This is a genomic window from Streptomyces sp. NPDC054866 (assembly GCF_053610745.1).
Map to the genome: position 1 here is coordinate 135,417 of NZ_JBSGZA010000002.1, position 25,688 is coordinate 161,104.

General features: G+C 70.8%; 29 protein-coding genes. 8 read left to right on the forward strand and 21 right to left on the reverse strand.

All coding sequences use genetic code 11. The features are described 5' to 3' along the window. Positions 1-22: 22 nt before the first annotated feature. Complete coding sequence (locus tag ACWGI2_RS09310) at positions 23-469, forward strand: hypothetical protein (protein WP_453401284.1); 447 nt, start codon at positions 23-25, stop codon at positions 467-469. 74 nt (positions 470-543) lie between these two features. Here ACWGI2_RS09310 and ACWGI2_RS09315 read toward each other — a convergent pair whose 3' ends face one another. Beyond that, a complete protein-coding gene (locus tag ACWGI2_RS09315; RefSeq protein WP_453694782.1) occupies positions 544-2,013 on the reverse strand; it encodes a hypothetical protein in 1,470 nt (489 codons plus the stop codon). Between the two features lie 242 nt (positions 2,014-2,255). Here ACWGI2_RS09315 and ACWGI2_RS09320 point away from each other — a divergent pair, with 242 nt between their 5' ends. Further along, positions 2,256-4,112 (forward strand): endonuclease/exonuclease/phosphatase family protein, encoded by a 1,857-nt coding sequence (locus ACWGI2_RS09320; RefSeq protein ID WP_453694783.1) that lies wholly within the window; start codon positions 2,256-2,258, stop codon positions 4,110-4,112. A gap of 7 nt (positions 4,113-4,119) precedes the next feature. Here the strand turns inward: ACWGI2_RS09320 and ACWGI2_RS09325 are convergent, their stop codons facing one another. The 5 genes from ACWGI2_RS09325 to ACWGI2_RS09345 form a co-directional block, all read right to left on the reverse strand. Continuing rightward, a complete protein-coding gene (locus ACWGI2_RS09325) occupies positions 4,120-4,860 on the reverse strand; it encodes an SRPBCC family protein (RefSeq protein WP_453694784.1) in 741 nt (246 codons plus the stop codon). A 103-nt stretch (positions 4,861-4,963) separates the two neighbouring features. Next, the gene (locus ACWGI2_RS09330; RefSeq protein ID WP_453694785.1) at positions 4,964-5,527 is read right to left on the reverse strand and encodes an antibiotic biosynthesis monooxygenase; all 564 of its coding nucleotides are present in this window, start codon (positions 5,525-5,527) and stop codon (positions 4,964-4,966) included. 76 nt (positions 5,528-5,603) lie between these two features. Beyond that, positions 5,604-6,392 (reverse strand): SGNH/GDSL hydrolase family protein, encoded by a 789-nt coding sequence (locus ACWGI2_RS09335; RefSeq protein WP_453401289.1) that lies wholly within the window; start codon positions 6,390-6,392, stop codon positions 5,604-5,606. Between the two features lie 81 nt (positions 6,393-6,473). After that, positions 6,474-7,142: a hypothetical protein gene (locus ACWGI2_RS09340; RefSeq protein ID WP_453401290.1), complete on the reverse strand. Its 669-nt coding sequence runs from the start codon at positions 7,140-7,142 to the stop codon at positions 6,474-6,476. Further along, a complete protein-coding gene (locus tag ACWGI2_RS09345; protein ID WP_453401291.1) occupies positions 7,139-7,291 on the reverse strand; it encodes a hypothetical protein in 153 nt (50 codons plus the stop codon). The genes ACWGI2_RS09340 and ACWGI2_RS09345 overlap by 4 nt, the downstream gene beginning before the upstream one ends. A 183-nt stretch (positions 7,292-7,474) precedes the next feature. Here ACWGI2_RS09345 and dapA point away from each other — a divergent pair, with 183 nt between their 5' ends. Continuing rightward, complete coding sequence (dapA, locus tag ACWGI2_RS09350; protein ID WP_453401292.1) at positions 7,475-8,371, forward strand: 4-hydroxy-tetrahydrodipicolinate synthase; 897 nt, start codon at positions 7,475-7,477, stop codon at positions 8,369-8,371. 3 nt (positions 8,372-8,374) lie between these two features. Here dapA and ACWGI2_RS09355 read toward each other — a convergent pair whose 3' ends face one another. From ACWGI2_RS09355 to ACWGI2_RS09375, 5 genes are all read right to left on the reverse strand, one after another. Further along, positions 8,375-9,601 carry a WD40 repeat domain-containing protein gene (locus tag ACWGI2_RS09355; RefSeq protein WP_453401293.1) on the reverse strand — a complete coding sequence of 409 codons (1,227 nt, stop codon included), beginning with the start codon at positions 9,599-9,601 and terminating at the stop codon, positions 8,375-8,377. After that, positions 9,598-10,185, reverse strand: coding sequence for a SigE family RNA polymerase sigma factor (locus ACWGI2_RS09360; RefSeq protein WP_453401316.1), 588 nt, complete (start codon positions 10,183-10,185; stop codon positions 9,598-9,600). Before ACWGI2_RS09360 ends, ACWGI2_RS09355 begins: the two co-directional genes overlap by 4 nt. A 155-nt stretch (positions 10,186-10,340) precedes the next feature. Further along, complete coding sequence (dapD, locus tag ACWGI2_RS09365) at positions 10,341-11,330, reverse strand: 2,3,4,5-tetrahydropyridine-2,6-dicarboxylate N-succinyltransferase (RefSeq protein ID WP_453401294.1); 990 nt, start codon at positions 11,328-11,330, stop codon at positions 10,341-10,343. A 73-nt stretch (positions 11,331-11,403) separates the two neighbouring features. Continuing rightward, positions 11,404-11,979, reverse strand: a complete 576-nt coding sequence (locus tag ACWGI2_RS09370; RefSeq protein WP_453401295.1) for a TetR/AcrR family transcriptional regulator — start codon at positions 11,977-11,979, stop codon at positions 11,404-11,406. Beyond that, positions 11,979-12,299: a DMT family transporter gene (locus ACWGI2_RS09375; protein ID WP_160504338.1), complete on the reverse strand. Its 321-nt coding sequence runs from the start codon at positions 12,297-12,299 to the stop codon at positions 11,979-11,981. The genes ACWGI2_RS09370 and ACWGI2_RS09375 overlap by 1 nt, the downstream gene beginning before the upstream one ends. Before the next feature lie 91 nt (positions 12,300-12,390). Between ACWGI2_RS09375 and ACWGI2_RS09380 the strand changes: the two genes are divergently transcribed. Next, on the forward strand, positions 12,391-13,515 hold the full coding sequence (locus ACWGI2_RS09380) for a DUF7847 domain-containing protein (protein ID WP_453694786.1): 1,125 nt from the start codon (positions 12,391-12,393) through the stop codon (positions 13,513-13,515). Positions 13,516-13,598: 83 nt separating this feature from the next. Here the strand turns inward: ACWGI2_RS09380 and ACWGI2_RS09385 are convergent, their stop codons facing one another. The 8 genes from ACWGI2_RS09385 to ACWGI2_RS09420 form a co-directional block, all read right to left on the reverse strand. Continuing rightward, on the reverse strand, positions 13,599-13,934 hold the full coding sequence (locus tag ACWGI2_RS09385) for a metal-sulfur cluster assembly factor (protein ID WP_160504340.1): 336 nt from the start codon (positions 13,932-13,934) through the stop codon (positions 13,599-13,601). Then, a complete protein-coding gene (sufU, locus tag ACWGI2_RS09390) occupies positions 13,931-14,401 on the reverse strand; it encodes a Fe-S cluster assembly sulfur transfer protein SufU (protein ID WP_453401297.1) in 471 nt (156 codons plus the stop codon). The genes ACWGI2_RS09385 and sufU overlap by 4 nt, the downstream gene beginning before the upstream one ends. A 16-nt stretch (positions 14,402-14,417) precedes the next feature. Then, positions 14,418-15,686 (reverse strand): cysteine desulfurase, encoded by a 1,269-nt coding sequence (locus ACWGI2_RS09395; protein WP_453401298.1) that lies wholly within the window; start codon positions 15,684-15,686, stop codon positions 14,418-14,420. Further along, positions 15,683-16,447, reverse strand: a complete 765-nt coding sequence (gene sufC, locus ACWGI2_RS09400; RefSeq protein WP_383335028.1) for a Fe-S cluster assembly ATPase SufC — start codon at positions 16,445-16,447, stop codon at positions 15,683-15,685. Before sufC ends, ACWGI2_RS09395 begins: the two co-directional genes overlap by 4 nt. Positions 16,448-16,452: 5 nt before the next feature. Then, positions 16,453-16,770 (reverse strand): bifunctional 3-phenylpropionate/cinnamic acid dioxygenase ferredoxin subunit, encoded by a 318-nt coding sequence (locus ACWGI2_RS09405; protein ID WP_453401299.1) that lies wholly within the window; start codon positions 16,768-16,770, stop codon positions 16,453-16,455. Then, complete coding sequence (gene sufD / locus ACWGI2_RS09410) at positions 16,767-17,948, reverse strand: Fe-S cluster assembly protein SufD (RefSeq protein ID WP_453401300.1); 1,182 nt, start codon at positions 17,946-17,948, stop codon at positions 16,767-16,769. Before sufD ends, ACWGI2_RS09405 begins: the two co-directional genes overlap by 4 nt. 64 nt (positions 17,949-18,012) lie before the next feature. Further along, a complete protein-coding gene (gene sufB / locus ACWGI2_RS09415; protein WP_409057041.1) occupies positions 18,013-19,434 on the reverse strand; it encodes a Fe-S cluster assembly protein SufB in 1,422 nt (473 codons plus the stop codon). After that, positions 19,431-20,162: a helix-turn-helix transcriptional regulator gene (locus ACWGI2_RS09420; protein WP_453401301.1), complete on the reverse strand. Its 732-nt coding sequence runs from the start codon at positions 20,160-20,162 to the stop codon at positions 19,431-19,433. The genes sufB and ACWGI2_RS09420 overlap by 4 nt, the downstream gene beginning before the upstream one ends. A gap of 161 nt (positions 20,163-20,323) precedes the next feature. Here ACWGI2_RS09420 and ACWGI2_RS09425 point away from each other — a divergent pair, with 161 nt between their 5' ends. From ACWGI2_RS09425 to ACWGI2_RS09440, 4 genes are all read left to right on the forward strand, one after another. Further along, positions 20,324-21,136, forward strand: coding sequence for an aminoglycoside N(3)-acetyltransferase (locus ACWGI2_RS09425; protein WP_453401302.1), 813 nt, complete (start codon positions 20,324-20,326; stop codon positions 21,134-21,136). Between the two features lie 46 nt (positions 21,137-21,182). Continuing rightward, entirely contained in the window at positions 21,183-22,109 is a 927-nt protein-coding gene (locus tag ACWGI2_RS09430; protein ID WP_453694787.1) for an ABC transporter ATP-binding protein, read from the forward strand. Further along, positions 22,106-22,876 carry an ABC transporter permease gene (locus ACWGI2_RS09435; protein ID WP_453401304.1) on the forward strand — a complete coding sequence of 257 codons (771 nt, stop codon included), beginning with the start codon at positions 22,106-22,108 and terminating at the stop codon, positions 22,874-22,876. Before ACWGI2_RS09430 ends, ACWGI2_RS09435 begins: the two co-directional genes overlap by 4 nt. Positions 22,877-22,982: 106 nt before the next feature. Beyond that, entirely contained in the window at positions 22,983-23,972 is a 990-nt protein-coding gene (locus ACWGI2_RS09440; RefSeq protein WP_453401317.1) for a COX15/CtaA family protein, read from the forward strand. 4 nt (positions 23,973-23,976) lie between these two features. Here the strand turns inward: ACWGI2_RS09440 and ACWGI2_RS09445 are convergent, their stop codons facing one another. Continuing rightward, positions 23,977-25,065 carry an amidohydrolase family protein gene (locus tag ACWGI2_RS09445; protein ID WP_453401305.1) on the reverse strand — a complete coding sequence of 363 codons (1,089 nt, stop codon included), beginning with the start codon at positions 25,063-25,065 and terminating at the stop codon, positions 23,977-23,979. A gap of 111 nt (positions 25,066-25,176) precedes the next feature. Continuing rightward, a complete protein-coding gene (locus tag ACWGI2_RS09450) occupies positions 25,177-25,533 on the reverse strand; it encodes a hypothetical protein (RefSeq protein WP_453401306.1) in 357 nt (118 codons plus the stop codon). Positions 25,534-25,688: the final 155 nt, after the last annotated feature.

Sequence of the window (25,688 nt, forward strand, 5' to 3'; positions counted from 1 at the left end):
GCACCACGAGAGGAGGGCTTTCATGACCACTCAGGCACGCAAGCAGAAGGGCCAGGCCCGCGCGGAGCACCGCTTCCACAACCCGCAGGGCGCCGAGGTCAAGACGCGCGACGAGGCGTTCGCCGCGCCCCAGGACGTGTCCGCCGAGGCGGTGGCCACCACCTGCAAGCTGGAGCTGCACAACGGCGCGATCACCTTCGCCATCGAGGTGAAGTTCAACCCGAACACCTACCCGCACGTGGTGACCGGCGGCCAGATCACCTCCGGCATCTGCGGCGCTCCGTGGGACATCACGGGTGGCCTCATCGGCGACACGATGCGCCTGGACGCCAAGCGCGTGGGCCAGGGCTCCTGCGCCGACACGATCACGATCGTCGGCGAGTACCAGAACCCTCCGGCATACCGGGGGACGTACGGCTTCAACGGCGGGACGTCGTCGTTCAAGCACACGACGCTGTACCAGTGCTGACGCCACGTCAGTGCTGAGCTGAACCGGCACCGAGCCGGTCGGGCCGGGATCCCGGCCCGACCGGCTTCGGCGCGTCAGATCCCTTGCTGCGAACGGGCCTTGAACGCCGCCTTGCGCGCTTCCTTGGCCACCTTCTTGTCGGGGTGCAGCCGCCCCATCGCCTCCAACACGTCCGCGGTGGCGGGGTGTTCGACCCGCCAGGCCGCGGCGAAGAACCCGCTGTGCTGCTCGGAGAGGCCCTCCACGAGACCCTGCAGCTCATCGGAGTTGCCCTCGGCGGCGAGCTGCGCGGCGATCGTGTCGATGGTCAGCCAGAAGACCATCGCCTCGGAGGGCGCGGGCACGTCGGCCGCCCCGTGCTCGGCGAGCCACACCCGGGCGAGCCCACCGAGCTCCGCGTCGTCGAGCACCTCACGCAGCGCGGGCTCCGCCTCGCCGCCCACCAGCGAGAGCGCCTGCTGGCACCGGAGCCGCCTGAGCGGCGCCCCCTCGTCCCCGCCGCGCGCGGCGGCCAGCAACTCCCGTGCCGCGGCGAGGGGTTCGTGCCGGGCGAGCCACTGCTCGATCTCGGCCTGCGCGGCGGCCTGCGGGAAACCGGCCGTCCCTTCCAGCAGCGCGTCGGCGCCCTTGTCCGCGAGATCACCGACCGCGGGGGCGTCCACACCCGCCTCCAGCATCCGCGCCCGGATGCCGTACACCCCGAGGGGGGTCAGCTTGACCATGCCGTACCGGGTGACGTCCTCGTCGTCGTCAGGCAGCGGCGCCTCGGCCTCGTCGATGTCCACCATGAGGGCCTCGTCGACCGGCTGGTACTCGACGAGCCCGAGCGGCTCGAAGAGCCGGAACTGGTCGTCGAGCTTCATCATCGCGTCCGACACCTGCTCCAGGATGTCGTCCGTCGGCTCCCCCATGTCGTCGGGCACGATCATCGACGCGGCGAGCGCGGGCAGCGGCACCGGGCCCTCGCCCGCCCCGGCCTCCCCCGCGGTGAGCAGGTAGAGGTTGCCGAGCACGCCGTCCAGGAAGTCCGCCTCCGCCTGCGGGTCCCAGCCGAGCTCCTCGAAGTCGATCTCGCCGTTCTCCTCCAGGACGTCGAGGAGGTTGTCCATGTCGGGCACGGTCGCGTCCGAGTACACCGTGTCCAGGGCGCCGAGCCAGACGGCCAGGATGTCCTGCGGGCTGCCGGAGGTGAGCGCGGCGAGGTCCTCGCCCGCGGTCACCGTGCCCGGCGCGTCGGCTCCGTCGGGGCCCGCCGGCTCGTCCGCGTCCGTGACGTCCACCAGGCCCGTGTCGACGGCCACGCGCCAGGCCTCGCTCGCGTACGCGGCGGCGTCCGGGTCGTCCGCTTCGAGGCCCAGCTCGGCCGCGGCGGCCGGCAGCTGCTCCTCGACGAGCTCACCGCCCGCGCCGACGCGCGTCTCGGGGCCCGCCCAGCGGGCGAGCCGCGCGGCGCGGGAGAGCAGCGGCGTGGCGAGCGCGGCCCGCGCGAGTTCCGCTTCGGAGTGCAGCAGCACCGGCGGCAGGGTGGCGGGACTTACGGACATGGGCTGGTTCTCCTCCGGGGCAATGCAACGGGTCGCTGGGTCGAAGCCTAGACGGATTTGGACGCATGCCGCCCGGTTCATGTCCCTGTCAGAAGACATACACGGTGAGAACACCCGCCGAACCTTGACAACTCCCCTGGGCACACAAGAGATTGACGCGCGTAGAGCGCTGGGCGCCCACCGGTCCACCCCGCACGCTCTCACCCGCTTCATACGACCTCACCCTCATCCGGAGTTCCTTGATGCCGCACATATCCCGTGCCACCCGGCCCGCCGTGAGATCCGCCGCCGTCTCCACCGTCGTGGCGACCGCCCTCGCGGCCGGTCTGCTCGCCGTGAGCTCCTCGTCCGCGTCCGCCGCCGACGTGCGCGTCCACGACATCCAGGGCACCACCCGCCTCTCGCCCCTCGTGGGTCAGCAGGTCACGGACGTGACGGGCATCGTGACCGGCGTCCGTACGTACGGCTCGAAGGGCTTCTGGATCCAGGACCCGAAGGCCGACGCCGACCCCGCGACCAGCGAGGGCGTCTTCGTCTACACCGGGTCGGCCGCGCTGACCGTGAAGGCCGGTGACGCGGTCCGCGTCTCCGGGACCGTCGGCGAGTACGTGCCCGGCGGCGAGTCGTCCGGCAACCAGTCCCTGACCCAGCTCACCAAGCCGACGGTCACGGTCGAGTCGTCCGGCAACGCGCTGCCCGCGCCCGTCACGGTGAACGCCAAGTCGGTGCCTTCCGCGTACGCGCCCGACGGCGACCCCGCACAGGGCGGCAGCATCAACGCACTGCCCCTGAAGCCCCGCTCGTACGCCCTGGACCTGTACGAGTCCCTGGAGGGCATGAACGTACGCGTCGGCACCTCGCGCGTGGTCGGCGCCACGGATCCGTACTCGGAGCTGTGGGTCACCGTGAAGCCGCACGAGAACCCGAACCGGCGCGGCGGCACGGTGTACAAGTCCTACGACGACCAGAACACCGGACGCCTTCAGATCCAGCAGCTGGCCCCGGTCTCCGAGCGGCCCTTCCCGAAGGCGAACGTCGGCGACGCGCTTTCCGGTGGCGCCGAAGGACCCCTGGACTTCAACCAGTTCGGCGGTTACACGCTGGTCGCGCGGACGCTCGGCAAGGTCACGGACAAGGGCCTCGTGCGGGAGAAGACGCGGCGCCAGGCCAAGGGTGAGCTCGCCGTGGCGACGTACAACGTCGAGAACCTCGACCCCGGTGATCCGCAGACGAAGTTCGACGCGCTGGCCGGTGCCGTCGTCTCGAATCTCGCCTCGCCCGACATCCTCGCCCTGGAGGAGATCCAGGACGACAACGGCGCGAAGAACGACGGGACCGTCTCGGCGGAGGCGACCCTGAAGAAGTTCGCGGACGCGATCGTCGCCGCGGGCGGGCCCCGGTACGAGTGGCGCTCCATCGCCCCGGAGAACAACAAGGACGGCGGGGAGCCGGGCGGGAACATCCGCCAGGTGTTCCTCTTCAACCCCGAGCGTGTCTCCTTCACGGACCGGGGCGAGGGGGACGCGACGACAGGCACGGATGTCGTACGTTCCTCCGGCGGGCGCGCCGCCCTGACGCTCTCCCCCGGGCGCATCGACCCCGCGAACACCGCGTGGGCGGACAGCCGCAAGCCGCTGGCCGGAGAGTTCACCTTCCGGGGGCGCAGTGTGATCGTGGTCGCCAACCACTTCGGGTCGAAGGGCGGCGACGAGGGCCTCACGTCACGGCACCAGCCGCCGGTGCGGTCGTCGGAGGCGAAGCGGCTGCGGCAGGCCCAGGCCGTGAACGCCTTCGTGCGGGACGTGCGGAAGGTGCAGAAGAGCGCGGACGTGGTGGTCGTGGGGGACGTGAACGACTTCGAGTTCTCGGCGACGACGGCCGCGCTGGAGGAGGGCGGCGCGCTGAAGTCCGCCGTGAAGTCCCTTCCCCGGTCGGAGCGTTACTCGTACGTCTACCAGGGGAACTCCCAGGTCCTCGACCAGATTCTGACGAGTCCGGGAGTGGGCGACGGCTTCGCGTACGACAGCGTGCACATCAACGCGGAGTTCGCCGAGCAGAACAGTGATCACGATCCGCAGGTGCTGAGGTTCAAGCCGTAGCCAGGGGTTACGCGTAGAGCCTGAGCAGCCAGTCCCGCCACGCCATTTCGGTGCCCTTGGCGTCCGCCTGCGGCGCGAAGTCGTGGATGCTGATGCCCACCGGGGCACCGAAGTGGTTGCGGCCGAAGAAGCGGTAGAGCGCGGTGTCCGTGCGCAGGCCGATGAAGTGCCTGCTGCGGAAGTCGACCATCGCGTCGAGGGATTCGCCGGGGGCGTCCACGCGTACGCGGGCGCCTTCCGCCGCGTCGTCGGGGAGGCCGAGGCGCCGGCCCAGCTTGGCGAAGGCCTCCGGGGCGGCGGAGGGGGCGGGCCCTTCGAGGCTGGTGAAGGTGACGGGGAGGCCCGTGAAGTACGTCAGGTACTGGCGCAGGGTGTGCAGGTAGAAGTCGGTGTGCTTGGTGGCTCCGTCGTACTGGCTGTCCCAGTCGTCCGTGAGGATGCCGCTGTGCACGTAGCGCACCCAGGAGCGGCGGCCGCCGTCGCGGGGCTCGATCGTGCGGTCGAGCTGGTTGCGGGTCTGGCCCGGCGGGAGGCCTTCGGGGTCGTCGACGCGGTCGGTGAGGCGGTGCGGTGGCTCCCAGTGGGTGACGACACCGCCGAAGGGGGCTGCGCCGCCCTCCCGGGGTTCGTACTCCGCCATGGGCCACAGCCAGCCGCCGGTGCCGGTGGTGAACGCGTCCCAGACCTCGACAGGTGAGGCGTCGACCTCAAACTCCCGCGCGATCTCGAACTCCTTGCCCTCGGTCATGACGACTCCCCCCTGGCGTCCCCCATCGCTTCAACATCCCACCGACGCCCCTTCCCGTCCAGGGCGGTGGTGGGGCCGGGGAAGCGGTACGAACCGTGAGAGATCAACGCGGTTCGATCGCGTACGCCAAGCGGTACCTGCCCTCCTCGGGCAGCCCTTCCCCGTTCTCCCACTCCGCGTAGCTGATCACCCGCTCGCCGTCCGTCGTCACGTGGAAGTGGACGGAGATGAGGCCCGGCGCCGCCTCCGGAACTTCGGCCTCGCCCTCGGTGATCACGATCGCCCCGGCCGCCCGGTCGTCACCGGCCGCCCGCGCGACGCCGTCCCGCAGCCGCGTCTTGTGCAGCCCGAGCCGTTCGATGCCCGGCACGGCCTCGTCGATCTCGGCGTTCCGCTCGTCCCTGCCGTGGGCGAAGAAGTCCTGGTACGCCTCGTCGTCCCGCCAGTGCGAGCGGTGCGCCACCGTCGAGCCGTCCGCACCGGCGTACACGGTGTACGAGAGCAGCCCCTCGTGCGGCCACGGACGGCTCCGCCAGGCCTCGGCGATCGCGTCGACCGTTGCCCGCTGCCGCTCCGGCGTACCCGTGCTCCATGTGCTGAGGAAGACGAGCCCGCCGTCCGCGCGGGCCGGGTCGGGGAGGGTGGTGGCGTCGACGTGTGCCTTCATGACCTGCTCCTTCGGTGTGTGCGAGAGGGCGCTGCGCCCAGTCACGTACACACTGCGACCTCAAGTTTGCTTGAGGTCAAGCCCGTTCAGGAGAGGCCACCGGGACGAGTTCCGGGCGCTTCGCCTCGCGCCCGTCGCCCGACGAGCGCCCTCTGACGCGCCGCCACAGCCACGGGCCCATGAACCCCCCGAACCACGCCGCCTCCGCCGCCACCGCCCGCAGCGTGGACACCGGAGGCGGCGGGGGCAGCAGCGGCCGTATCCAGTCCTCGTGGCCGGGGATGCCCAGCGCGTCCGCCATGCCGGCGGCGATCCGGGCGTGCCCCAGCGGGCTCGCGTGCAGGCGGTCGGTGCTCCACAGGCGGGGGTCCGTGGTGACCCGGTGCGGGAACGTGTCCAGGACGACGACCCCGTGGCGGTCCGCCGCAGCCCGGATGCGGGCGTTCAGGTCGAGGACGCGGGGCAGCGCCCTGCGCGCGAGCGGCGAGATCCGTCCGATGTCCGGGAATGTCACCGTGGCCACGCGCGCGCCCGCCGCGGTCAGCTCGGTGAACATGTCCTCGATGTCGCGGGCCACCCGGGTCGCGTCGAAGCCGGGGCGCACCAGGTCGTTCATGCCCGCCATGACCGTGACCAGGTCCGGGCGCAGCGCGAGGGCCGGGGCCACTTGCTCCGCCTTGATGCGGGCCGTCAGCCTGCCCCGTACCGCGAGGTTCGCGTATCCGAACTCCGGGTTCCCCTCGGCCAGGATCTCGGCGAGCCGGTCGGCCCAGCCGCGGTAGCCGTGGGTCTCGTCGCCGTCGCCGACCCCTTCCGTCTGGCTGTCGCCGATCGCGACGTAGCGTGCGTACGAATGCGTCGTCATGGCCAGAGCCTCCCCCCGGAGTCAGGGCACGTCAACGCGGTGGTGACCGCCGTGCCACACTCCGCGTCGCACCCCTCGCCGCTAGCTCCGCTCCTCCCCCGCCAGGCGCGCCAACTCGCCCTGGAACAGGTCGAGCCGGGCCTGGAGCAGCGCCGCCTCCGCGACCAGCTCCGGCACCCCCATGGCCTCGGAGGGCGACCCCGGCACGGACTCGGGGCGCGCCCCCGTGACGGTGAGGCCCTCCCCGGCGAGGCGGGCGAACTCCGCGAGCCGCAGCGACGTACGCCTGCCCGCGCAGGATCCGCACGCCCCCTCGACCACCCGCCACCCGGGCCTGCCCCACCCGGCGTCCATGAGGACCGAGGCCCGCGCCCCGCAGCCGCACGGCCGCACCGTCACCGCGCGCACCCGCTGCCGCGCGTACCGGAAGCCGCGCTCGAACCGGATGTACGCGCCGAGCACCGTCACCTCCAGGAGCGCGGCCCCGCGGTGCTCGGCCGTGCACAGGAGCGCCTCCGCGGCGGCGCGTTCGTGGACGCAGTGGAAGCCGCAGTCGCAGCGGCGGTGCGGGGCCGCGTGCCGCCGCCCGTAGACGCAGTGGGCCTCGTCGAGCGCGCCGTAGGGCAGGGCCGCGCCCAGGGAGACGCCGGTGAACCCCGCCCTCGCGCCGTCCTGGGACAGCGCGAGCCGGGCGATCTTGTATCCGGTCGGCGGCTCCTTCGGGCGTTCCGCGGGGAGCCGCAGCCTCATCGGACCGCGGGGACCTCGGCCGCGGGCTCCTCGGCCGTCACCGCCGGTTCGGGCTCGGGTTCCGCGCGCTGCTCAAGGTCTTGTCGCCGCAGCCGCTCCTGCGGGTCTTCCTCGGCCATCCCGGTGGCGAGTGCTTTGCCCAGCCTCATGACGCCTCCTGTGGCCGGCCGCCGCGCGGCCGTCCGTCGACTACCGTCGGCCCATGGTGGCCCATACGGGGGCGAGTTGGCACTAGGTCCCGCCCTGCTCGCGGCCACCTCTTAGCGTTCCTTCCGCGCATCTCGTAGAAGAATTAAGTGGAGCTTCAGCGTCGGCGTCCCGACACTGCCTCTATGACCTCACCCTCATCAGCGCCTCCTCCTCTCGGCCGCGCCCTCTGCGCGATGGTCACGCCCTTCACGGACGACGGTCTGCTCGACCTCGACGGCGCCCAGCTGCTCGCCGAGCGCCTGGTGGCCGACGGCTGCGACGGGCTCGTGCTCTCCGGCACCACCGGCGAGTCCCCCACCACGTCCGACAGCGAGAAGGCCGCGCTCGTGCGCGCCGTCGCCGAGGCGGTCGGCGACCGGGCCTCGATCGTCGCAGGCGTCGGCAGCTACGACACCCGGCACACCGTCGAGATGGCGCTCCAGGCTGAAAAGGCGGGCGCGGACGCCCTGTTGGTGGTCACGCCCTACTACAGCAAGCCGCCGCAGGACGCCGTCGAGGCGCACTTCCTGGAGGTCGCCGACGCGTCGGGACTTCCGCTCGCGCTGTACGACATCCCGGGGCGCACCGGGACGCGTATCGAGCCGGAGACGATGCTGCGCCTCGCGGAGCATCCGCGGATCGTCGCCGTGAAGGACTGCGCGTACGACCTGATGGGCACTCAGAAGGTGATGTCACGGACCGACTTGGCGTACTACACGGGCTGCGACGAGTTCATCCTCGCGCTGTACGCGGTGGGCGGCGCGGGCTACATCAGCACGGTGGCCAACGTCGTGCCGCGCCAACTCCGCTCCATCCTCGACGCGTTCGACGCGGGCGACACGGCGCGGGCCCGGCTGCTCCAGCAACAGGCCATGGAGCTCATCGAGTTGATGATGGGATCGGGCCTTCCGGGCACGGTCACCTCCAAGGCGCTGCTCGGTGCGCTCGACCTCCCCGGCGGCCCGGTCCGCGCACCGCTGCGACCCGCCGGCCGCGAGGCGACCGACGGGCTTGTGGCGGCGTACGAGGCGCTCCGGTAGGGCTCAGCGGGCGGCGAACATGGGGCTCCAGCGCCCCGGATAGGCATCGGACGCCTTACGGAAGTCACTGAGCGGCACGACCTTCTTGCTGCCGACCGTGACCAGCAGGAGCTGGTTGCGGAACTCGCCCTTGCCGCTGCACTTCTTGGGGTCGCAGCCCCAGGCGATGATCCGCTTGTTGTCGGCCCAGGCGAGCAGCTGCTGCCCCGGCACCTTGGTGATCTCCTTGCCGGTCCCCGGGTCGAGGACCGGTGAGCCCTTGGCGTCGCCGTCACTGGCCAGCAGCTTGCCGTCGGGCGACAGGCCCGCCTCGGGCCAGCCCGCGTACCGCTCGGCCGCGGGCGCCTTCGTCTTGTCGCCCCTCAGCGTGTACCAGGCGCGGTTCTCGCCGTCGCCACCCGTCGCCAGCTGTACGTAGAGCAGCTTGCCGTCACGGCTCCAGCGCAGGTCCTCGCGCGGGTTCCCGTCGAAGAAGCCGAAGTCGCCCGCGGTCTTCTGGGGCAGCTCACGGAAGGTGCCGACGTCGCCCGACGAGGCGTCGACGACGAAGAACCCGGTGCGACTGCCGTGCGGCTGGGGGTCGTTGTCGGGGTGGTCGCCGGGCAGGTCGATCAGCCGGTCGGGGTTCTTGCTGTAGGCGGTGGCGACCAGCTTGCTGCCGTCCGGGGACCAACTGACGCCCGCCACCTGGTGATTCACCGGGATCCAGCGCTCCACCTTGCCGGTGATCAGGTCGAGGAGGCCGATGCGCCTCGCGGGGAGTTCGCCCTCCAGGACGGCGGCGGTCCGCATGCCGGGCGCTACGTCGATCCAGGCCCACTTCTTGGGCGCCTTCTCGTACTTCCCGGTCTTCTGGTCGAGCAGCCCGTAGGTGCGGGTGAGGAGCTGGTCGCCGTCCGGCTGATCGGTGGTCCTGGTCGTGTAGAACGCGGCGAGCGCGGTGTTCCCCGCCGCGATCAGGTCGCGGGGCGGTGACTGGTCGGGGTGGGCGACGACATCGCCGGGCTGGCTTTCGCTCGCCGGGCGTACGTCATCGCCGCCCCCGTCGAGCGCGGGAACGCCCACCGCGGCGGCGACCACCGCGGCCGTGGCGACCGCGAGGCCCGCGATGGCCCGGGTCCTGCGGCGCCGCCTCACGGTGAGCACCCGGTCGGCGAAACCGGCCGGGGGCCGTACGCCGTCGTCCGCCTGCTCCCTGAGCGACGCGCGGACCAGCTCTTCGACCTTCACTGTTGTACCTCCACGGACGACACGGACGACACGGGCGACGCGGACGAGTGGTCACGGGACGGCTGCCGGCCGGTGCCGGAATCCGGCCCGTCGAGCGCCGCCAGTTCGGGGGCGAGACCGCGCAGCTTGGCGAGCGAGCGGTGCGTGGTGCTGCGCACGGTGCCGACGGAGCAGCCCAGGAGCCGGGCCACGTCGGCCTCCGGCAGATCCTCGAAGTAGCGCAGGACCAGTACGGTGCGCTGCCGCGTGGTGAGCCGGGCGAGCGCGGCCCGCATCACGATCCGCAGCTCGGCGGCGCCCGCGCCGTCCCGTACGGCGCTCTCCGGCGGCTCGGCGACGGCCATTTCGCGCCGGGGCCACTTCAGGCGCCAGCGGCTGACCTGCTGCCGGTAGAGGATCTGCCGGACGTACGCCTCCGGGTCGTCGATCCTGTGCCAGCGGCCCGCGGCCTTGACCAGCGCGTTCTGCAGCAGGTCCTCGGCCGCGTGCCGGTCGCCGCCGCTGAGCAGGACGGCGGTCCTCAGCAGCGCCGACGTCCGGGTCTCCACGAACTCCCGGAAGCTCTCCTGTGCCTGCGCATCCATCGTCACCTTCGCTCCCTGGCGGGCCTGCTGCCCCCCTCACCCATGAAGACGGTCCCGGATGCCGTCGGCTATGCCTGCACCCGCGGGATTCGCCCTCACCACGCGAAGAGCGCCCTCCGGAAGATCCGGAAGGCGCTCTGTCGCTTCAGCGGTGCTCAGTTGTGGCTGTGCAGCACGTCGTTCAGGCCGCCCCACACCGCGTTGTTCGGGCGGGCCTCGACGGCGCCGGTGACCGAGTTGCGGCGGAAGAGGATGTTCGAGGCGCCGGAGAGCTCGCGGGCCTTGACGATCTGCCCGTCGGGCATGGTCACGCGGGACCCGGCGGTGACGTAGAGCCCGGCCTCGACGACGCACTCGTCGCCGAGCGCGATGCCGACGCCCGCCTCGGCGCCGATCAGGCAGCGCTCGCCGATGACGATACGGACGTTGCCGCCGCCGGAGAGGGTGCCCATCGTGGAGGCGCCGCCGCCGATGTCGGAGCCGTCACCGACGACGACACCGGCGGAGATGCGGCCCTCGACCATGGAGGTGCCGAGCGTGCCCGCGTTGAAGTTCACGAAGCCCTCGTGCATGACGGTCGTGCCCTCGGCGAGGTGCGCGCCGAGCCGCACGCGGTCGGCGTCGGCGATGCGGACACCCTTCGGGGTGACGTAGTCCGTCATGCGCGGGAACTTGTCGACGGAGGTCACGGCGAGGTGCAGGCCCTCGGCGCGGGCGTTGAGCCGAACCTTCTCGACGTCGTCCACGGCGACCGGGCCGAGCGAGGTCCAGGCGACGTTGGCCAGGAAGGCGAACTGGCCGTCCAGGTTCACACCGTGCGGCTTGACCAGGCGGTGCGAGAGCAGGTGCAGGCGCAGGTAGACGTCGTGGGCGTCCACCGGCTTCTCGTCCAGGGAGGCGATGACCGTACGTACGGCGATGGTCTCCACGCCGCGGCGGGCGTCCTGGCCGATGGCCTTGGCCGCGCCCTCGCCGAGCAGCTGCACGGCGCGCTCGGCAGTGAGCCGCTCGGTGCCTGCGGGGCCCGCTTCGGCGACGAGCTCGGGCGCGGGGAACCAGGTGTCGAGGACGGTGCCGTCGGCGGTGACGGTGGCGAGGCCTGCGGCGACGGCGCCGGTGGTGCGGGAAGCGTTCGTGTCGGTCATGGGGAAAACCTAACCGGCGGCACACCACCCGGGCGAACCGGTCTCAGGGTCCGGGCTCCCGAGCGAACCGGTCTCAGGGTCCGGGCTCCGGCGCGGTGCCGTCCGCCCCCTTCGCCGGGAGGAGCCGGTTGAACACCTCGCGCGCGTACGCCTCGTCGTACCGCGCCCCCGTGAGCAGCACCTGCAGAGAGATGCCGTCCACGAGCGCGACCAGCGCCTGCGCGGTGACGGGGTCGGTGCGCCGCCGCAGGACCTCGGCGAACCCGTCGCCGCACTCGGCGGCGACGGGCCGCAGCGCGGGCTTGCGCAGGGCGGCAAGATAGAGCTCGTACTCCAGCTCCAGCTCGGTGCGGTCGCCCGCGAGCCACTCCCCGAGCATGGCGGCAAGCTCGTCGGCGAGGTCGGCCCGCGGGTCGTCGAGCGCACCGCGCGCGGCGACGGCCTTGGCGAAGCCCTCGTTGGCCTGCCGCAGCGCGGCCACCATCAGCTCGTCGAGTGTCTTGAAGTGGTACGTGGTCGAACCGAGCGGTACGTCGGCCTCCGCGGCGACCGAGCGATGGCTGAGCCCGCCCATCCCCTTGTCCGCCACCACCCGGATCGCGGCGTCGATGATCCGCTGGCGCCGCTCGGGGTCGTACCGGCGGGCCATCAGTGCGCACCGCCGAGGTTGAGCACGACGACACCGGCGATCACGAGGCCGATCCCCGCGACCTTGACCAGGCTGGTCGACTCCCCCAGGAACAGCATCCCGATGGCGGCGACCGCGGCGGTCCCGATCCCCGCCCAGATCGCGTAGGCGGTGCCGACGGACAGCGTCTTCAGTGTCTGCGCGAGCAGCGTGAAGGCGATCACATATCCCACGACGGTGATCAGCGAGGGCCAGAGCTTGCTGAACCCTTCGCTGTACTTCATGGCCGTCGTCCCGGCCACCTCCGCCGCGATCGCCGCGGCCAGCAGTCCGTATCCCATGTGTACGAGTGTACATAACGTTGTGTACGGGCGTACGCAACGTCGGCGGGGAAACCGGTTAAGGTGACGCGATCACTGTGGGGGGAGAGCGATGTCAGACACATCGGGGTGGGGACCCCAGGGGCCGTATCCAGGGCCGCATCCAGGGCCGCATCCGCCGGGTTCGTATCCGCCGGGTCCGTACGGCGTGCCGCCTGGCTGGGGCTGGGCACCGCCGCCACCGCCGCCGAAGCCTGGCGTCGTCCCCCTCGCGCCGCTCGGCGCCAACCACATCATCGGCGGCGCGTTCGCGACGATGCGGCACTACGCCAAGCCGCTGTTCGGCACCGCCGCCGCGGCCTACGGCCTGCTCGCCGTCGGTCTCGTGGCTGCCCTCGGGCTCGCCTACGTCGCGACCCAGGAGCACGTCAGCGCCATGTACGAACCGGGCGCGGACTTCTCCTGGGACGACGGCAGGCCGATCCTCGTCGCGTTCGGCCTGGCGTGGCTGCTGTTCATGCTCGCCACGCTGGTCGTCAACTCGTTCGTCCAGGCCTCGTGCGCCGCCACGCTGCACGAAGCGGTACTCGGCCGCCCTGCGACGCTCGGCGCGGTCTGGCGCAGAGCGTGGCCACGGACACCGTCCGTGCTGGCGGTGACCTTGCTGCTCTCGCTCATCCTGATGCTGCCGGTGGCCGCTTTCGCGCTGCTCCTCTTCTCGGTCCTCTTCCTGATGATGACCCAGTCGCTCATCCCCATCGGCCTGGTCTTCCCGCTGTTCCTGGTGACGATGCCGCTCGCGGCCTGGCTGTACGTCCTGTTCGCCTTCGCCCCGGCGGCCGCGGTCTTCGAGACGGCGGGCCCTTTCACGGCGCTGCGGCGCTCCGTGCGGCTGGTGCGCGGCGCCTGGTGGCGCACGTTCGGCATCTCGCTGCTCGCGGGCCTCATCGTGGTGGGCGTCTCGCTCGCCCTGCGCCTCCCCCTGCAGTTCGCCGCGCCCACCCCGCCCCCGGTCGACCCTGACGACTCCGCGTCGGCCTACCTCCTGGACCAACTGCGCTCCCAGTTCGGCCTGTACGCCGTCCTCGGCCTGGTCGGCAGCTTCCTCACCCAGCTGGCAGCCACGGTGTTCCTGCCGCTGGTGACCGCCCTGCTGTACATCGACCGCCGCATCCGCAAGGAGGGCCTGGCGCACACCCTGACGGAAGCCTCATCGGCCCCGCGGCCCGCGCCGTAGAAACGTAGAAACGTAGAAGCAGTTTGAAAACAAGTTCGGCCCCCCGCGCCGAAGCGCGGGGGGCCGAACCATGGGTACGTGTCTCAGACGTTGAACCCGAGCGCCCGAAGCTGCTCGCGGCCGTCGTCCGTGATCTTGTCCGGGCCCCACGGCGGCATCCAGACCCAGTTGATCCGGAGTTCGTTGACGATGCCGTCGGTGGCGGACTTCGCCTGGTCCTCGATGACGTCCGTCAGCGGGCAGGCCGCCGAGGTGAGCGTCATGTCGATCGTGGCGATGTTCGCGTCGTCGACGTGGATGCCGTAGATCAGGCCGAGGTTGACGACGTCGATGCCCAGTTCGGGGTCGACCACGTCGTACAGCGCCTCGCGGACCTCTTCTTCGGAGGCCGGCTTGGTCAGGGTCTCGTTCTCGCTCATGCGGTCTTCCTCTCAGCGACGTCGTCGGTACCGAGTGCCTGCGCCGTCGCGTCCTTCCACGCCATCCAGCTCAGCAGAGCACACTTCACACGCGCCGGGTACTTCGAGACCCCGGCGAACGCGACGGCGTCCTCAAGGATCTCCTCCATCGCGTCGTCCGGCTCCAGCTTGCCCTTGGACTGCATCAGCTCCAGGAACACCTCCTGGACCTTCCGCGCCTCGGCGAGCTCCTTGCCGACCAGAAGGTCGTTCAGGACGGACGCGCTGGCCTGGCTGATGGAGCAGCCCTGGCCCTCGTACGACACGTCGGCGATCGTCGACCCGTCGTACTTCACACGCAGCGTGATCTCGTCGCCGCACGTCGGGTTGACGTGGTGCACCTCGGCGTCGCCATCGCGCAGACCGCGCCCGTGAGGGTGCTTGTAGTGGTCCAGGATGACTTCCTGGTACATCGAATCCAGCTTCACGTTCCCGGTCAGCCCCTCAGCCGAAGAAGTTCCGTACGTGCTCCAGGCCGTCGACGAGAGTGTCGATCTCGCCGGGCGTGGAGTACAGATAGAACGACGCTCGCGTGGTCGCAGGAATTCCGTAACGCAGGCAGACCGGGCGGGCGCAGTGGTGACCCACACGGACCGCGATGCCTTCCTCGTCCAGGACCTGGCCCACGTCGTGCGGGTGGATGTCGCCGAGCGTGAAGGAGATCGCGGCGCCGCGGTCCTCGGCCGATGCCGGGCCGATGATCCGGAGGTCGGGGACCTCCAGGAGGCGCTTGACCGCGTACTCGGTGATCGCGTGTTCATGAGCGGCGATCTTGTCCATGCCGATCGCGGAGAGGTAGTCCACGGCCGCGCCCAGGCCGACGGCCTGGGAGACCGGGGGCGTACCCGCCTCGAACTTGTGCGGCGCGGGAGCGTACGTCGACGAGCTCATCGACACGGTCTCGATCATCTCGCCGCCGCCGAGGAAGGGCGGGAGGTCCTCAAGGAGCTCCTGCCGTCCCCACAGGACGCCGATGCCCGTCGGGCCGCACATCTTGTGGCCGGTGAAGGCCACGAAGTCGGCCTGAAGTGCCTGCACGTCCAGCGGCATGTGCGGGGCTGCCTGCGAGGCGTCGATGAGGACGAGCGCGCCGACCTCCTGCGCGCGGCGGACGATCGCCTCGACCGGGTTGTGCGTGCCCAGGATGTTCGAGACCAGGACGAAGGAGACGATCTTCGTCTTCTCCGTGATGATCTCGTCGATGTTGGACAGGTCGAGCCGGCCGTCGTCCGTGAGACCGAACCACTTCAGCTTCGCGCCCGTGCGCTGCGAGAGCAGCTGCCACGGCACGATGTTGGAGTGGTGCTCCATCTCCGTGATGACGATCTCGGTCTCGTGGTCCACGCGGTAGGGCTCATCGGCCCAACCGAGCATGTTGGCCACGAGGTTGAGCGACTCCGAAGCGTTCTTGGTGAAGATCACCTCGTCGCGGCTCGGCGCGTTGATGAACGCCGCGACCTTGTCACGGGCGCCCTCGTAGAGCGCCGTGGCCTCCTCCGCGAGGACGTGCACACCGCGGTGGACGTTGGCGTTGTGCTTCTCGTAGTACTCGTTGAGTACGTCGAGCACCTGGCGCGGCGTCTGGGACGTCGCCGCGTTGTCCAGGTAGACGAGCTTCTTGCCGTCGTGGATCGTGCGATCCAGGATCGGGAAGTCCTTGCGGATCGCCTCGGTGTCGAGGAGGCCGGAGAGCCCCTGGTGGGCCACTGTCACGCGGATACGCCACCCTTCGTGTAAGCCTCGTAGCCCTCGGCCTCGAGCTTGTCGGCGAGCTCGGCGCCGCCGGACTCGGCGATGCGGCCGTTCGCGAAGACGTGCACGAAGTCGGGCTTGATGTAGCGCAGGATGCGCGTGTAGTGCGTGATCAGCAGGGTGCCGACCTCGCCGGTCTCACGGACGCGGTTGACGCCGTCCGAGACCTGACGCAGGGCGTCGACGTCCAGGCCGGAGTCCGTCTCGTCGAGGATCGCGATCTTCGGCTTGAGGAGCTCCATCTGGAGGATCTCGTGGCGCTTCTTCTCACCGCCGGAGAAGCCCTCGTTCACGTTGCGCTCGGCGAAGGCCGGGTCCATCTGGAGCTGCTCCATCGCGGACTTGACCTCCTTCACCCAGGTGCGCAGCTTGGGGGCCTCGCCGCGGATCGCCGTCGCCGACGTACGCAGGAAGTTGGAGACCGAGACGCCGGGGACCTCGACCGGGTACTGCATGGCCAGGAACATGCCGGCGCGGGCGCGCTCGTCGACGGACATCTCAAGGACGTCCTCGCCGTCGAGGGTGACGGTGCCCTGCGTGATCGTGTACTTGGGGTGACCCGCGATGGAGTAGGCGAGCGTCGACTTGCCGGAGCCGTTCGGGCCCATGATGGCGTGCGTCTCGCCCTGCTTCACGGTGAGGTCGACGCCCTTGAGGATCTCCTTCGTGGCGTTGTCGGCCTCGACGGTGACGTGCAGGTCGTGGATTTCAAGCGTTGCCATGTGCCTCAGGACTCCTGGGTGAGGGAGACGAGCACATCGTCCCCTTCGATCTTTACGGGGTATACGGGGACGGGGCGCGTCGCGGGAAGGCCGGACGGCTTGCCGGTGCGGAGGTCGAAGCTGGAGCCGTGCAGCCAGCACTCGATCTGACAGTCCTCCACCTCGCCCTCGGAGAGAGAGACGTTCGCGTGCGAGCAGATGTCGTGGATCGCGAACACCTCGCCCTCGGTGTGGACGACCGAGACCGGCGTGCCGTCGAGTTCCACCCGCTTCGGGGTGTCCTCCGACAGCTCGCTCAGGCCACAGGCGCGTACATAGGTCATGCGGCCGACGCCTCCAGCTCCTCTTCGATCTTGGTGAGGAGGCGCTCTTCGATGTCGGGCAGGCCGATCTGCTGGATCAGCTCGGCGAAGAACCCACGGACGACCAGGCGGCGCGCCTCGTCCTCCGGGATACCGCGCGACTGGAGGTAGAAGAGCTGCTCGTCGTCGAAGCGGCCGGTCGCCGAGGCGTGGCCCGCTCCGACGATCTCGCCGGTCTCGATCTCGAGGTTCGGCACGGAGTCGACGCGGGCGCCGTCGGTCAGAACCAGGTTGCGGTTCATCTCGTACGTGTCCGTGCCCTCGGCCGCGGCCTCGATGAGGACGTCGCCGATCCACACCGCGTGGGCGTCGTCGCCCTGGAGCGCGCCCTTGTAGACGACGTTCGACTTGCAGTGCGGCTGGTTGTGGTCGACCAGGAGGCGGTGCTCCTGGTGCTGGCCGGCGTCGGTGACGTACAGGCCGATGAGCTCGGCCTCGCCGCCCGTGCCCGCGTACTCGACGCGGGGGTGCAGGCGTACGACGTCGCCACCGAAGGTCACGACGACCGACTTGAAGGAGGCGTCCCGGCCGATCAGCGCGTTGTGCTGCGCGACGTGCACGGCCTTGTCGTCCCAGTCCTGGACGGAGACGACGGTGAGCTTGGCGCCGTCGCCCAGGAGGTAGTCGACGTTGGCCGCGAGCACGGCGTCACCGGTGTGGTCGATGACGACGAGGGCCTCGGCGAACGCGCCCACCTCGATGACCTGGTGCGCGAAGGCGGTGCCGCCCTCGCCGTGCACGGCGATCCGGATCGGCTCGGTCAGGACCGTCTCCTTGGGGACGGTCACCACCGAGGCCTTCTCGAAGGAGCTGTAGGCCTGCGCGGCCACGCGGTCGACGGGCTTGCCCGCCTTGCCCACGCGCGCGTCGTCACGGCCGACGGTCTCCTGGGTCACGCCCGCCGGGGCGCTCACCTCGACGCGGATGCCGCCGGTGGCGACCGCCGTGCCGTCGTGCAGCCCGCGAAGGCGCTCGAGCGGCGTGAACCGCCACTCCTCCTCGCGACCGTGGGGGACCGGGAAGTCCGCCACGTCGAAGGACGGGGGAGCGCTCATGCGGGTCGCGACGGTGGACTCGGCGGCCACCGCGATCGATCCGGCGGTGGTGGATCCCACCGGGATGTTCTGAGCCTCAGCCATGGCTGTCGTCGTGCTCTCTCTCTGGGTCAAGAAGTCAGTCGCTGCGGGGGACGGTCGGCCGGTCTTAACCGACCGAGCCCTCCATCTGCAGCTCGATCAGCCGGTTCAGCTCCAGGGCGTACTCCATGGGCAGCTCCTTGGCGATCGGCTCGACGAAGCCGCGGACGATCATCGCCATGGCCTCGAACTCCGTCAGACCGCGGCTCATCAGGTAGAAGAGCTGATCGTCGGAGACCTTGGAGACGGTCGCCTCGTGACCCATGGACACGTCGTCCTCGCGGACGTCCACGTAGGGATACGTGTCCGAGCGGGAGATCGTGTCGACGAGCAGCGCGTCACACAGGACGTTCGACTTCGATCCGGCCGCGCCCTCGCCGATCTCGACGAGACCGCGGTAGGAGGTGCGGCCACCGCCACGCGCCACGGACTTCGAGACGATGTTGGAGGAGGTGTTGGGCGCCATGTGGACCATCTTGGAACCGGCGTCCTGGTGCTGGCCCTCGCCCGCGAAGGCGATGGACAGCGTCTCGCCCTTGGCGTGCTCGCCCATGAGGTAGACGGCGGGGTACTTCATCGTCACCTTGGAGCCGATGTTGCCGTCGATCCACTCCATGGTCGCGCCCTCGTACGCCACGGCGCGCTTGGTGACCAGGTTGTAGACGTTGTTCGACCAGTTCTGGATCGTCGTGTAGCGGCAGCGGCCGCCCTTCTTCACGATGATCTCGACGACGGCGGAGTGCAGCGAGTCCGACTTGTAGATCGGCGCCGTGCAGCCCTCGACGTAGTGAACGTAGGCGTCCTCGTCCACGATGATCAGGGTCCGCTCGAACTGACCCATGTTCTCCGTGTTGATGCGGAAGTAGGCCTGGAGCGGGATCTCGACGTGCACGCCCTTGGGGACGTAGATGAACGAGCCGCCGGACCACACGGCGGAGTTCAGCGAGGCGAACTTGTTGTCACCGACGGGGATGACGGTGCCGAAGTACTCCTTGAAGAGCTCCGGGTGCTCCTTCAGGGCGGTGTCCGTGTCGAGGAAGATGACACCCTGCTCCTCCAGGTCCTCGCGGATCTGGTGGTAGACGACCTCGGACTCGTACTGGGCCGCGACACCGGCGACGAGGCGCTGCTTCTCCGCCTCGGGGATGCCGAGCTTGTCGTACGTGTTCTTGATGTCCTCGGGCAGGTCCTCCCAGGACTCGGCCTGCTTCTCCGTGGACCGCACGAAGTACTTGATGTTGTCGAAGTCGATGCCCGACAGGTCCGAGCCCCAGTTGGGCATGGGCTTCTTGTCGAAGAGCCGCAGGCCCTTGAGGCGCAGCTTCGTCATCCACTCGGGCTCGGACTTCTTGGCCGAGATGTCCTTGACGACGTCTTCGTTGATGCCGCGCTTGGCGGAGGCCCCGGCCACGTCGGAGTCGGCCCAGCCGTATTCGTACGTGCCCAGACCCTCGAGTTCGGGGTGGGCAGTCTCCGTGGGGAGCGTCATGCGGGGTTCCTCCCGGCCGTGCTTGCGGATGCGTTGTCGGTGGTCTGTGGGGGCTGCGGGGCGTTGCGGGGGATGAAGGTCGTGCAGACGCCGTCGCCGTGGGCGATGGTGGCGAGCCGCTGGACGTGTGTCCCAAGGAGGGCGGAGAAGATCTCCGTCTCCGCCTCGCAAAGTTGTGGATATTGCTCGGCGACGTGGGCGACCGGGCAGTGGTGCTGGCACAGCTGCTCACCTACCGGCGCGCTGCGAGCCGTAGCAGCGTACCCGTCGGCGGTCAACGCCTTCGCGAGGGCCTCCGTGCGCCGCTCGGGGGGCGCCGCGTCCATCGCCTTGCGGTAGACCTCGGCCTGGGCCGTGATCCGCTCGCGGGCGAATTCGACGACCGCTCCTTCGCCGTGCCGCTCGCTGATCCAGCGCAGGGCGTCGGCGGCCAGCTTGTCGTACGACTGGTCGAAGGCGTCCCGGCCGCAGTCGGTGAGCGCGAAGACCTTGGCGGGGCGGCCGCGGGTGCGTGCGCCGTAGATCCGCTGCTCACGGGGCTCGACGACGTTCTCATGGGCGAGAGTGTCGAGGTGCCGGCGCACGGCGGCCTGGGTCAGGCCGAGGCGCGCGGCGAGGTCGGCCACCGTGGAGGGGCCGTGGTCCAGGATGGAGCGCGCGACCCGGTTGCGTGTCGATCGCTCCCCGGTCGCGAGTTCCTCCTGCGGAGCCTCGCCAACGTTTTTCACAACGCCATTGTTGCGTAATTCCTCAGAGCCTGACAACCCGCGTCCGGATCAAGGTGCGGTGCGCTGCATCACTTAGGCATACCTAAGCTGACCTGCGGAAATGATCACTGATCGATCAAAACGGTGGCGCGTGAGGGCCCGGGCGAGGAGACTCCCTGACCATGTCGACACCCCCTCCCACCGGGCCTTTGTGTACGCGCGCGTCCCTCGCGACCGACCTCCGCGAGCTCGGTGTGAGCCCCGGGGAGACCCTCCTGGTGCACTCCTCACTGAGCGCCCTCGGGTGGGTCAGCGGAGGCCCGGTCGCCGTCGTCCAGGCACTCCAGGACGTACTGGGCCAAAAGGGCACCCTGGTGGTCCCCACGCAGTCCAGCGACAACTCCGACCCGGCCGAGTGGGGGAACCCGCCCGTGCCCGAGTCCTGGTGGCCCGAGATCCGCGCGTCCATCCCCGCCTACGACCCCCGCACCGCCCCCACCCGAGGCGTCGGCGTGATCCCCGAGACCGTACGGACCTGGCCCGGCGCCCTGCGCAGCGCCCACCCGCAGACCTCCTTCGCCGCAGTCGGCCCCCGCGCGGCAGCTCTCCTGGAGGGGCACGCGCTGGACTGCCGCCTCGGTGAGCGCAGCCCGCTGGCCCGCCTGGAGGAATCGGGTGCCCGGGTGCTGCTGCTCGGCGCGGGCTTCGACTCCTGCACCGCCTTCCACCTGGCCGAGTACCGGCTCCCCGCCCCCCAGGTCGAGAACTCCTTCGCGGTGATGACCCCGGAGGGACGCCGCTGGACGACGGTGCGCGAGACCTCGATCTCCGAGGAGCGCTTCGACGAACTCGGCTCGGACTTCGAGCGGGACCGGCCCGTGGTGCGCGGCACGGTGGGCGCGGCGACGGCCCGGCTCTTCCCGGTGGCCGACGCGGTGGCGTACGCACAGAGGTGGCTGGAGACCCATCGCTCGCGGGCCGAGTGGGCGGGCTGACAGCCCCCTGGCCACGCCCCTCCTCCCCCTCTCTAGACTTCCCGCCATGGGAAATGAGTCCGTCGTCCAGGTCACAGGACTGGTCAAGCGGTACGGCAAGAAGACCGCGGTGGACGGCCTCGACCTCCGGGTCCGCGCGGGCACCGTCACCGCGGTCCTCGGGCCGAACGGCGCGGGGAAGACCACCACGATCGAGACCTGCGAGGGCTATCGCAGGCCGGACGCGGGCACGGTCCGCGTCCTCGGCCTCGACCCGGTCCGCGAGGCCGGCGCGCTGCGGCCCCGCATCGGCGTGATGCTCCAGTCCGGCGGCGTCTACTCCGGGGCCCGCGCCGACGAGATGCTGTCGCACATGGCGAAGCTGCACGCGCACCCCCTGGACGTGGGCGCGCTGATCGAGCGCCTGGGCCTGGAGAGCTGCGGACGCACCACCTACCGGCGCCTGTCCGGCGGCCAGCAGCAGCGCCTCGCGCTCGCGATGGCCGTGGTCGGACGGCCCGAGCTCGTCTTCCTGGACGAGCCGACCGCGGGCCTGGACCCGCAGGCACGCCGGGCCACCTGGGATCTCGTACGCGATCTGCGCGCCGACGGCGTCAGCGTCATCCTCACCACGCACCACATGGACGAGGCCGAGCAGCTCGCCGACGAGGTCGCGATCATCGACGCGGGCAAGGTCATCGCCGAGGGCACCCCGGAGGAGCTGTGCCGCGGCGGCGCCGAGAACACCCTGCGCTTCTCGGGGCGCCCCGGGCTCGACGTCGGCTCCCTCCTCAAGGCTCTCCCGCCGGACTCGGCGGCGGCCGAACTCACCCCGGGCGCCTACCGCGTGAGCGGCACGGTCGACCCGCAGCTGCTCGCCACGGTCACCTCCTGGTGCGCGCAGCACGGTGTGATGCCGGAGAAGATCGCCGTCGAACGCCACACCCTGGAAGACGTCTTCCTGGAGCTCACAGGCAAGGAGCTGCGCGGATGAGCGCCGCCGGTACGTACACACCGAAGCCGGGCGCGGCCCCGCTCCCCCGCATGATCGCCGCGCAGGCGGCACTCGAGACGAAGATGCTCCTGCGCAACGGCGAACAGCTGCTGCTCACGGTCGTGATCCCGACGCTGCTGCTCGTGCTGTTCAGCGCCGTCGACATCGTCGACACGGGTGACGGCAAGGCCGTGGACTTCCTCGCGCCCGGCATCCTCGCCCTCGCCGTGATGTCGACGGCGTTCACCGGCCAGGCCATCGCCACGGGCTTCGAACGCCGCTACGGCGTGCTCAAGCGGCTCGGCGCGTCGCCGCTGCCCCGCTGGGCCCTGATGGCGGCGAAGACCCTGTCGGTCCTGGTCACCGAGGTCCTGCAGATCGCGCTCCTCACGGTGATCGCCTTCGCGCTCGGCTGGTCACCGCAGGGCAACCCCTTCGCCGTACTCCTCCTCCTGCTCCTCGGCACCGCGGCCTTCTCCGGCCTCGGCCTGCTGATGGCGGGCACCCTCAAGGCGGAGGCAACGCTCGCCGCCGCGAACCTGGTCTTCCTGCTCCTGCTCGTGGGCGGCGGGGTCGTCGTGCCCCTGGACAAGTTCCCGGACGCGGCCCAGTCGGTGCTCGGCCTGCTGCCGATCTCGGCCCTCTCCGACGGTCTGCGGGACGTGCTCCAGGACGGCGCGGGAATGCCGTGGGGGAACCTCGGGATCCTGGCGGTCTGGGCGGTGTTGGGGCTCGGGGCGGCGGGCAGGTTCTTCCGCTGGGAGTAGCCGACGGCCTGCGGCGGCCGGCGTAAGTCACGTCACAGAAGCACCGGATACGTCCCCCTCGTGAAGCCGTGCACAAGCGGCCCCCTACGATGGGCGCGTGCCAAACGTGACCCGAGCCGACGCCGCTCAAGCCGTGCGCAACCCGCTCGCCTTCATCGCCGAACGCTGGACCCCGCAGCAGCGGACCGTCCGGCACGCGGCTCTCATCTCGCTCGCGATGACGGTGTGCATCGTGGTCACCGGAGGCGCCGTCCGCCTGACCGGCTCGGGCCTCGGCTGCCCGACCTGGCCCAAGTGCACCGACGAGTCCCTGACGGCCACCCACGAGATGGGTTTCCACGGATACATCGAGTTCGGCAACCGCATGCTGACGTACGTGCTGTGCGCGGCCGTCGGCTGGGCGATCATCACGGCGCGCTCGCAGAAGCCGATGCGGCGCAGCCTGACGCGGCTCGGCTGGGTCCAGTTCTGGCTGGTCATGGGCAATGCCGTGCTCGGCGGCATCGTGGTCCTCGTCGGCCTGAACCCGTGGACGGTCGCGGCGCACTTCCTGCTCTCCACCGCCCTGATCGCGGTCGCCGTCACGATGTGGCAGCGCACCCGCGAGGGCGACGGCGACGTACGCCCGCTGGTCGGCAAGGCGGTGGCGCAGCTCGTGTGGTTCCTGGTCGCGGCGTCCGTGCTGCTCATCGCGGTCGGCACGGTCGTGACGGGCTCGGGGCCGCACGCCGGTGACTCCAGCGAGGTGCCGCGGATGGGCTTCGACTGGGAGACCGTCAGCAAGCTGCACGCCGTGCTCGCCTGGATCGTGGTGACGCTGACGTTCGCCCTGTGGTTCGTCCTCAAGGCGGTCGACGCCCCCAAGGGCCCGCTGCACCGCACCCGCGACCTGTTCCTGATCCTGCTCGCCCAGGGTGCGATCGGCTATGTCCAGTACTTCACGGACCTGCCCGAGGTCCTGGTCGGCCTGCACATGTTCGGCTCGTGCGTGGTGTGGATCGGCGTGATGCGCGTGCTGCTCTCGCTGCGCGAACGGCCGTACACGACCGCCGATGTGCCGGCCCAGACCGGCGACTCCCAGCTGTCGGCCGTCTGAGCCGTCAGCTCTCCGAAAGGCCGTACACGCGCCGGGCGTTGCCCGCCGCGATGAGTCCCGCAACGCGCTGCGCGTCCGGCAGCGACCACGCCCCCTCCGCGACCCACCCGCCGAGCACCCGCCCCAGCGCCTCCCCGAAGAGCCGCGCGCCCACCACGTGCAGCTCGGGAAGCCCGTGCGCGCCGCTGGAGAACAGCAGCTTGCCGAAGGGCGCGAGCTCCAGGATCTCCGCGAGCACGGCGGCCGCGCGGGCCCCCGTGCGCACCAGGGCAGGCCCCAGATCGGCGTACACGTGCGGGAAGACGCCCGCGAGGTCCGCAGCGTTGCGGTGGTACGGATAGCCGTGCAGCAGGACCAGATCGGTGCCGAGCCCCGCCGTCGCCCGCGCGAAGCCGCCGAAGTACGACTCCGGGTCCCCCGCCCCCGCGTGCAGTTGCAGCGGACGCCCCGACGCGACGGCGATCCACAGCAGATGTCTCAGGAGTACGGGGTCCTGGAGCGCCCCGCCCACCTGCCGCCCGGCGAGCCAGCGGCCCGCCGCTCCCCGCACCTCGCCGGGTCCCGGCGGTTCGGGGGCCAGGGCGAGAGAGCGCCGGACGCCCGCGACGGAGGTGAAGGCGACGGCGTTCGCGGCGGCGGCGTGCACGGACTCGGCGAGATTGGCGAGGAACGAGTCGACGGTGCCCGAGGTGTCGGCCACCTGTTCGGCCAGTAATTCCAGGCGGACGATCTCGTGGGCGTCGGCGTCGCCGGTGGACGCCATCTCGCCCGGACCCGTCAGATCGCCGGGCAGCCCCGTGTCCACGAGGTAGGTCGTGATGCCGCTCCCCCGCAGCAGCCGCCGCCCCGACTCCAGGACGCCCAGGTCGCGGCGCCGGGCGAGATAGCGGGCGGGCGGGCAGTGCGGTTCCAGGCCGAGCAGCGGCGGGCACCAGCGGCGCACGGCGAAACCCGTCTGTGTGTCGAAGAAGGTGGTGCCGGGCGCGGGAGGCCCCTCGCCGCGGCCGAGGTGGGCCTCGAAGGTGCCGAGGCCCAGCTCCGTACGCAGCACACCGTGGCAGTACTGGTCCACCAGGGACGGCGTTTCGATCATCCGGGCTCCCAGTAGGCGGACCGTGCTCCTACGGTCCTAACGGGTGACCCGGGCGTCAGGTGTTGCTTTCGGCCAGTCTGTCCGCTGCCGCGTCGGCAGGGCTCAGGCTCCTCAGCCGTTGCTCGGGCCGCCGAGCTGAATGCCCGCCATGCGCGACCACTCGTAGGGGCCGGTCCTCACCTTGGCCGCGAAGTCACCGTCGAAGTCCTCGTGGACGGTGATCCCGGCCTTCTCGACGGCGCTCTGCGCGATGGCGTAGGTGGGCGCCACCAGGTCGCCCCAGCCGCCGTCCTCGCCGACCAGGACGATGCGGGTGCCCTCGTGCCCGATGTACGCGACCTGCCCCTCGGCACCGCCGTGCGCCTGGGCGAAGGAACCGATCTGCTTGGCCAGCTTGGCCGCCTTCTTCTCTGCGCGGGCGGCCTGCTTGCTGTCCTCAACCTGCTGCGTCTGTGCCATGTCAGCCATAGCCAGGATGCTACCGACGGGTAGATCAACTGGCGACGGGCGGGGGGGGGGGGGGGGGGGGGCCCCCCCCCCCCCCCCCCCCGGCGGCCCCCCGGGCCCCCCCCCCCGCGGGGGGGCCCCCCCCCCCCCCCCACCAACCCGCGCGGGAGGGGTTA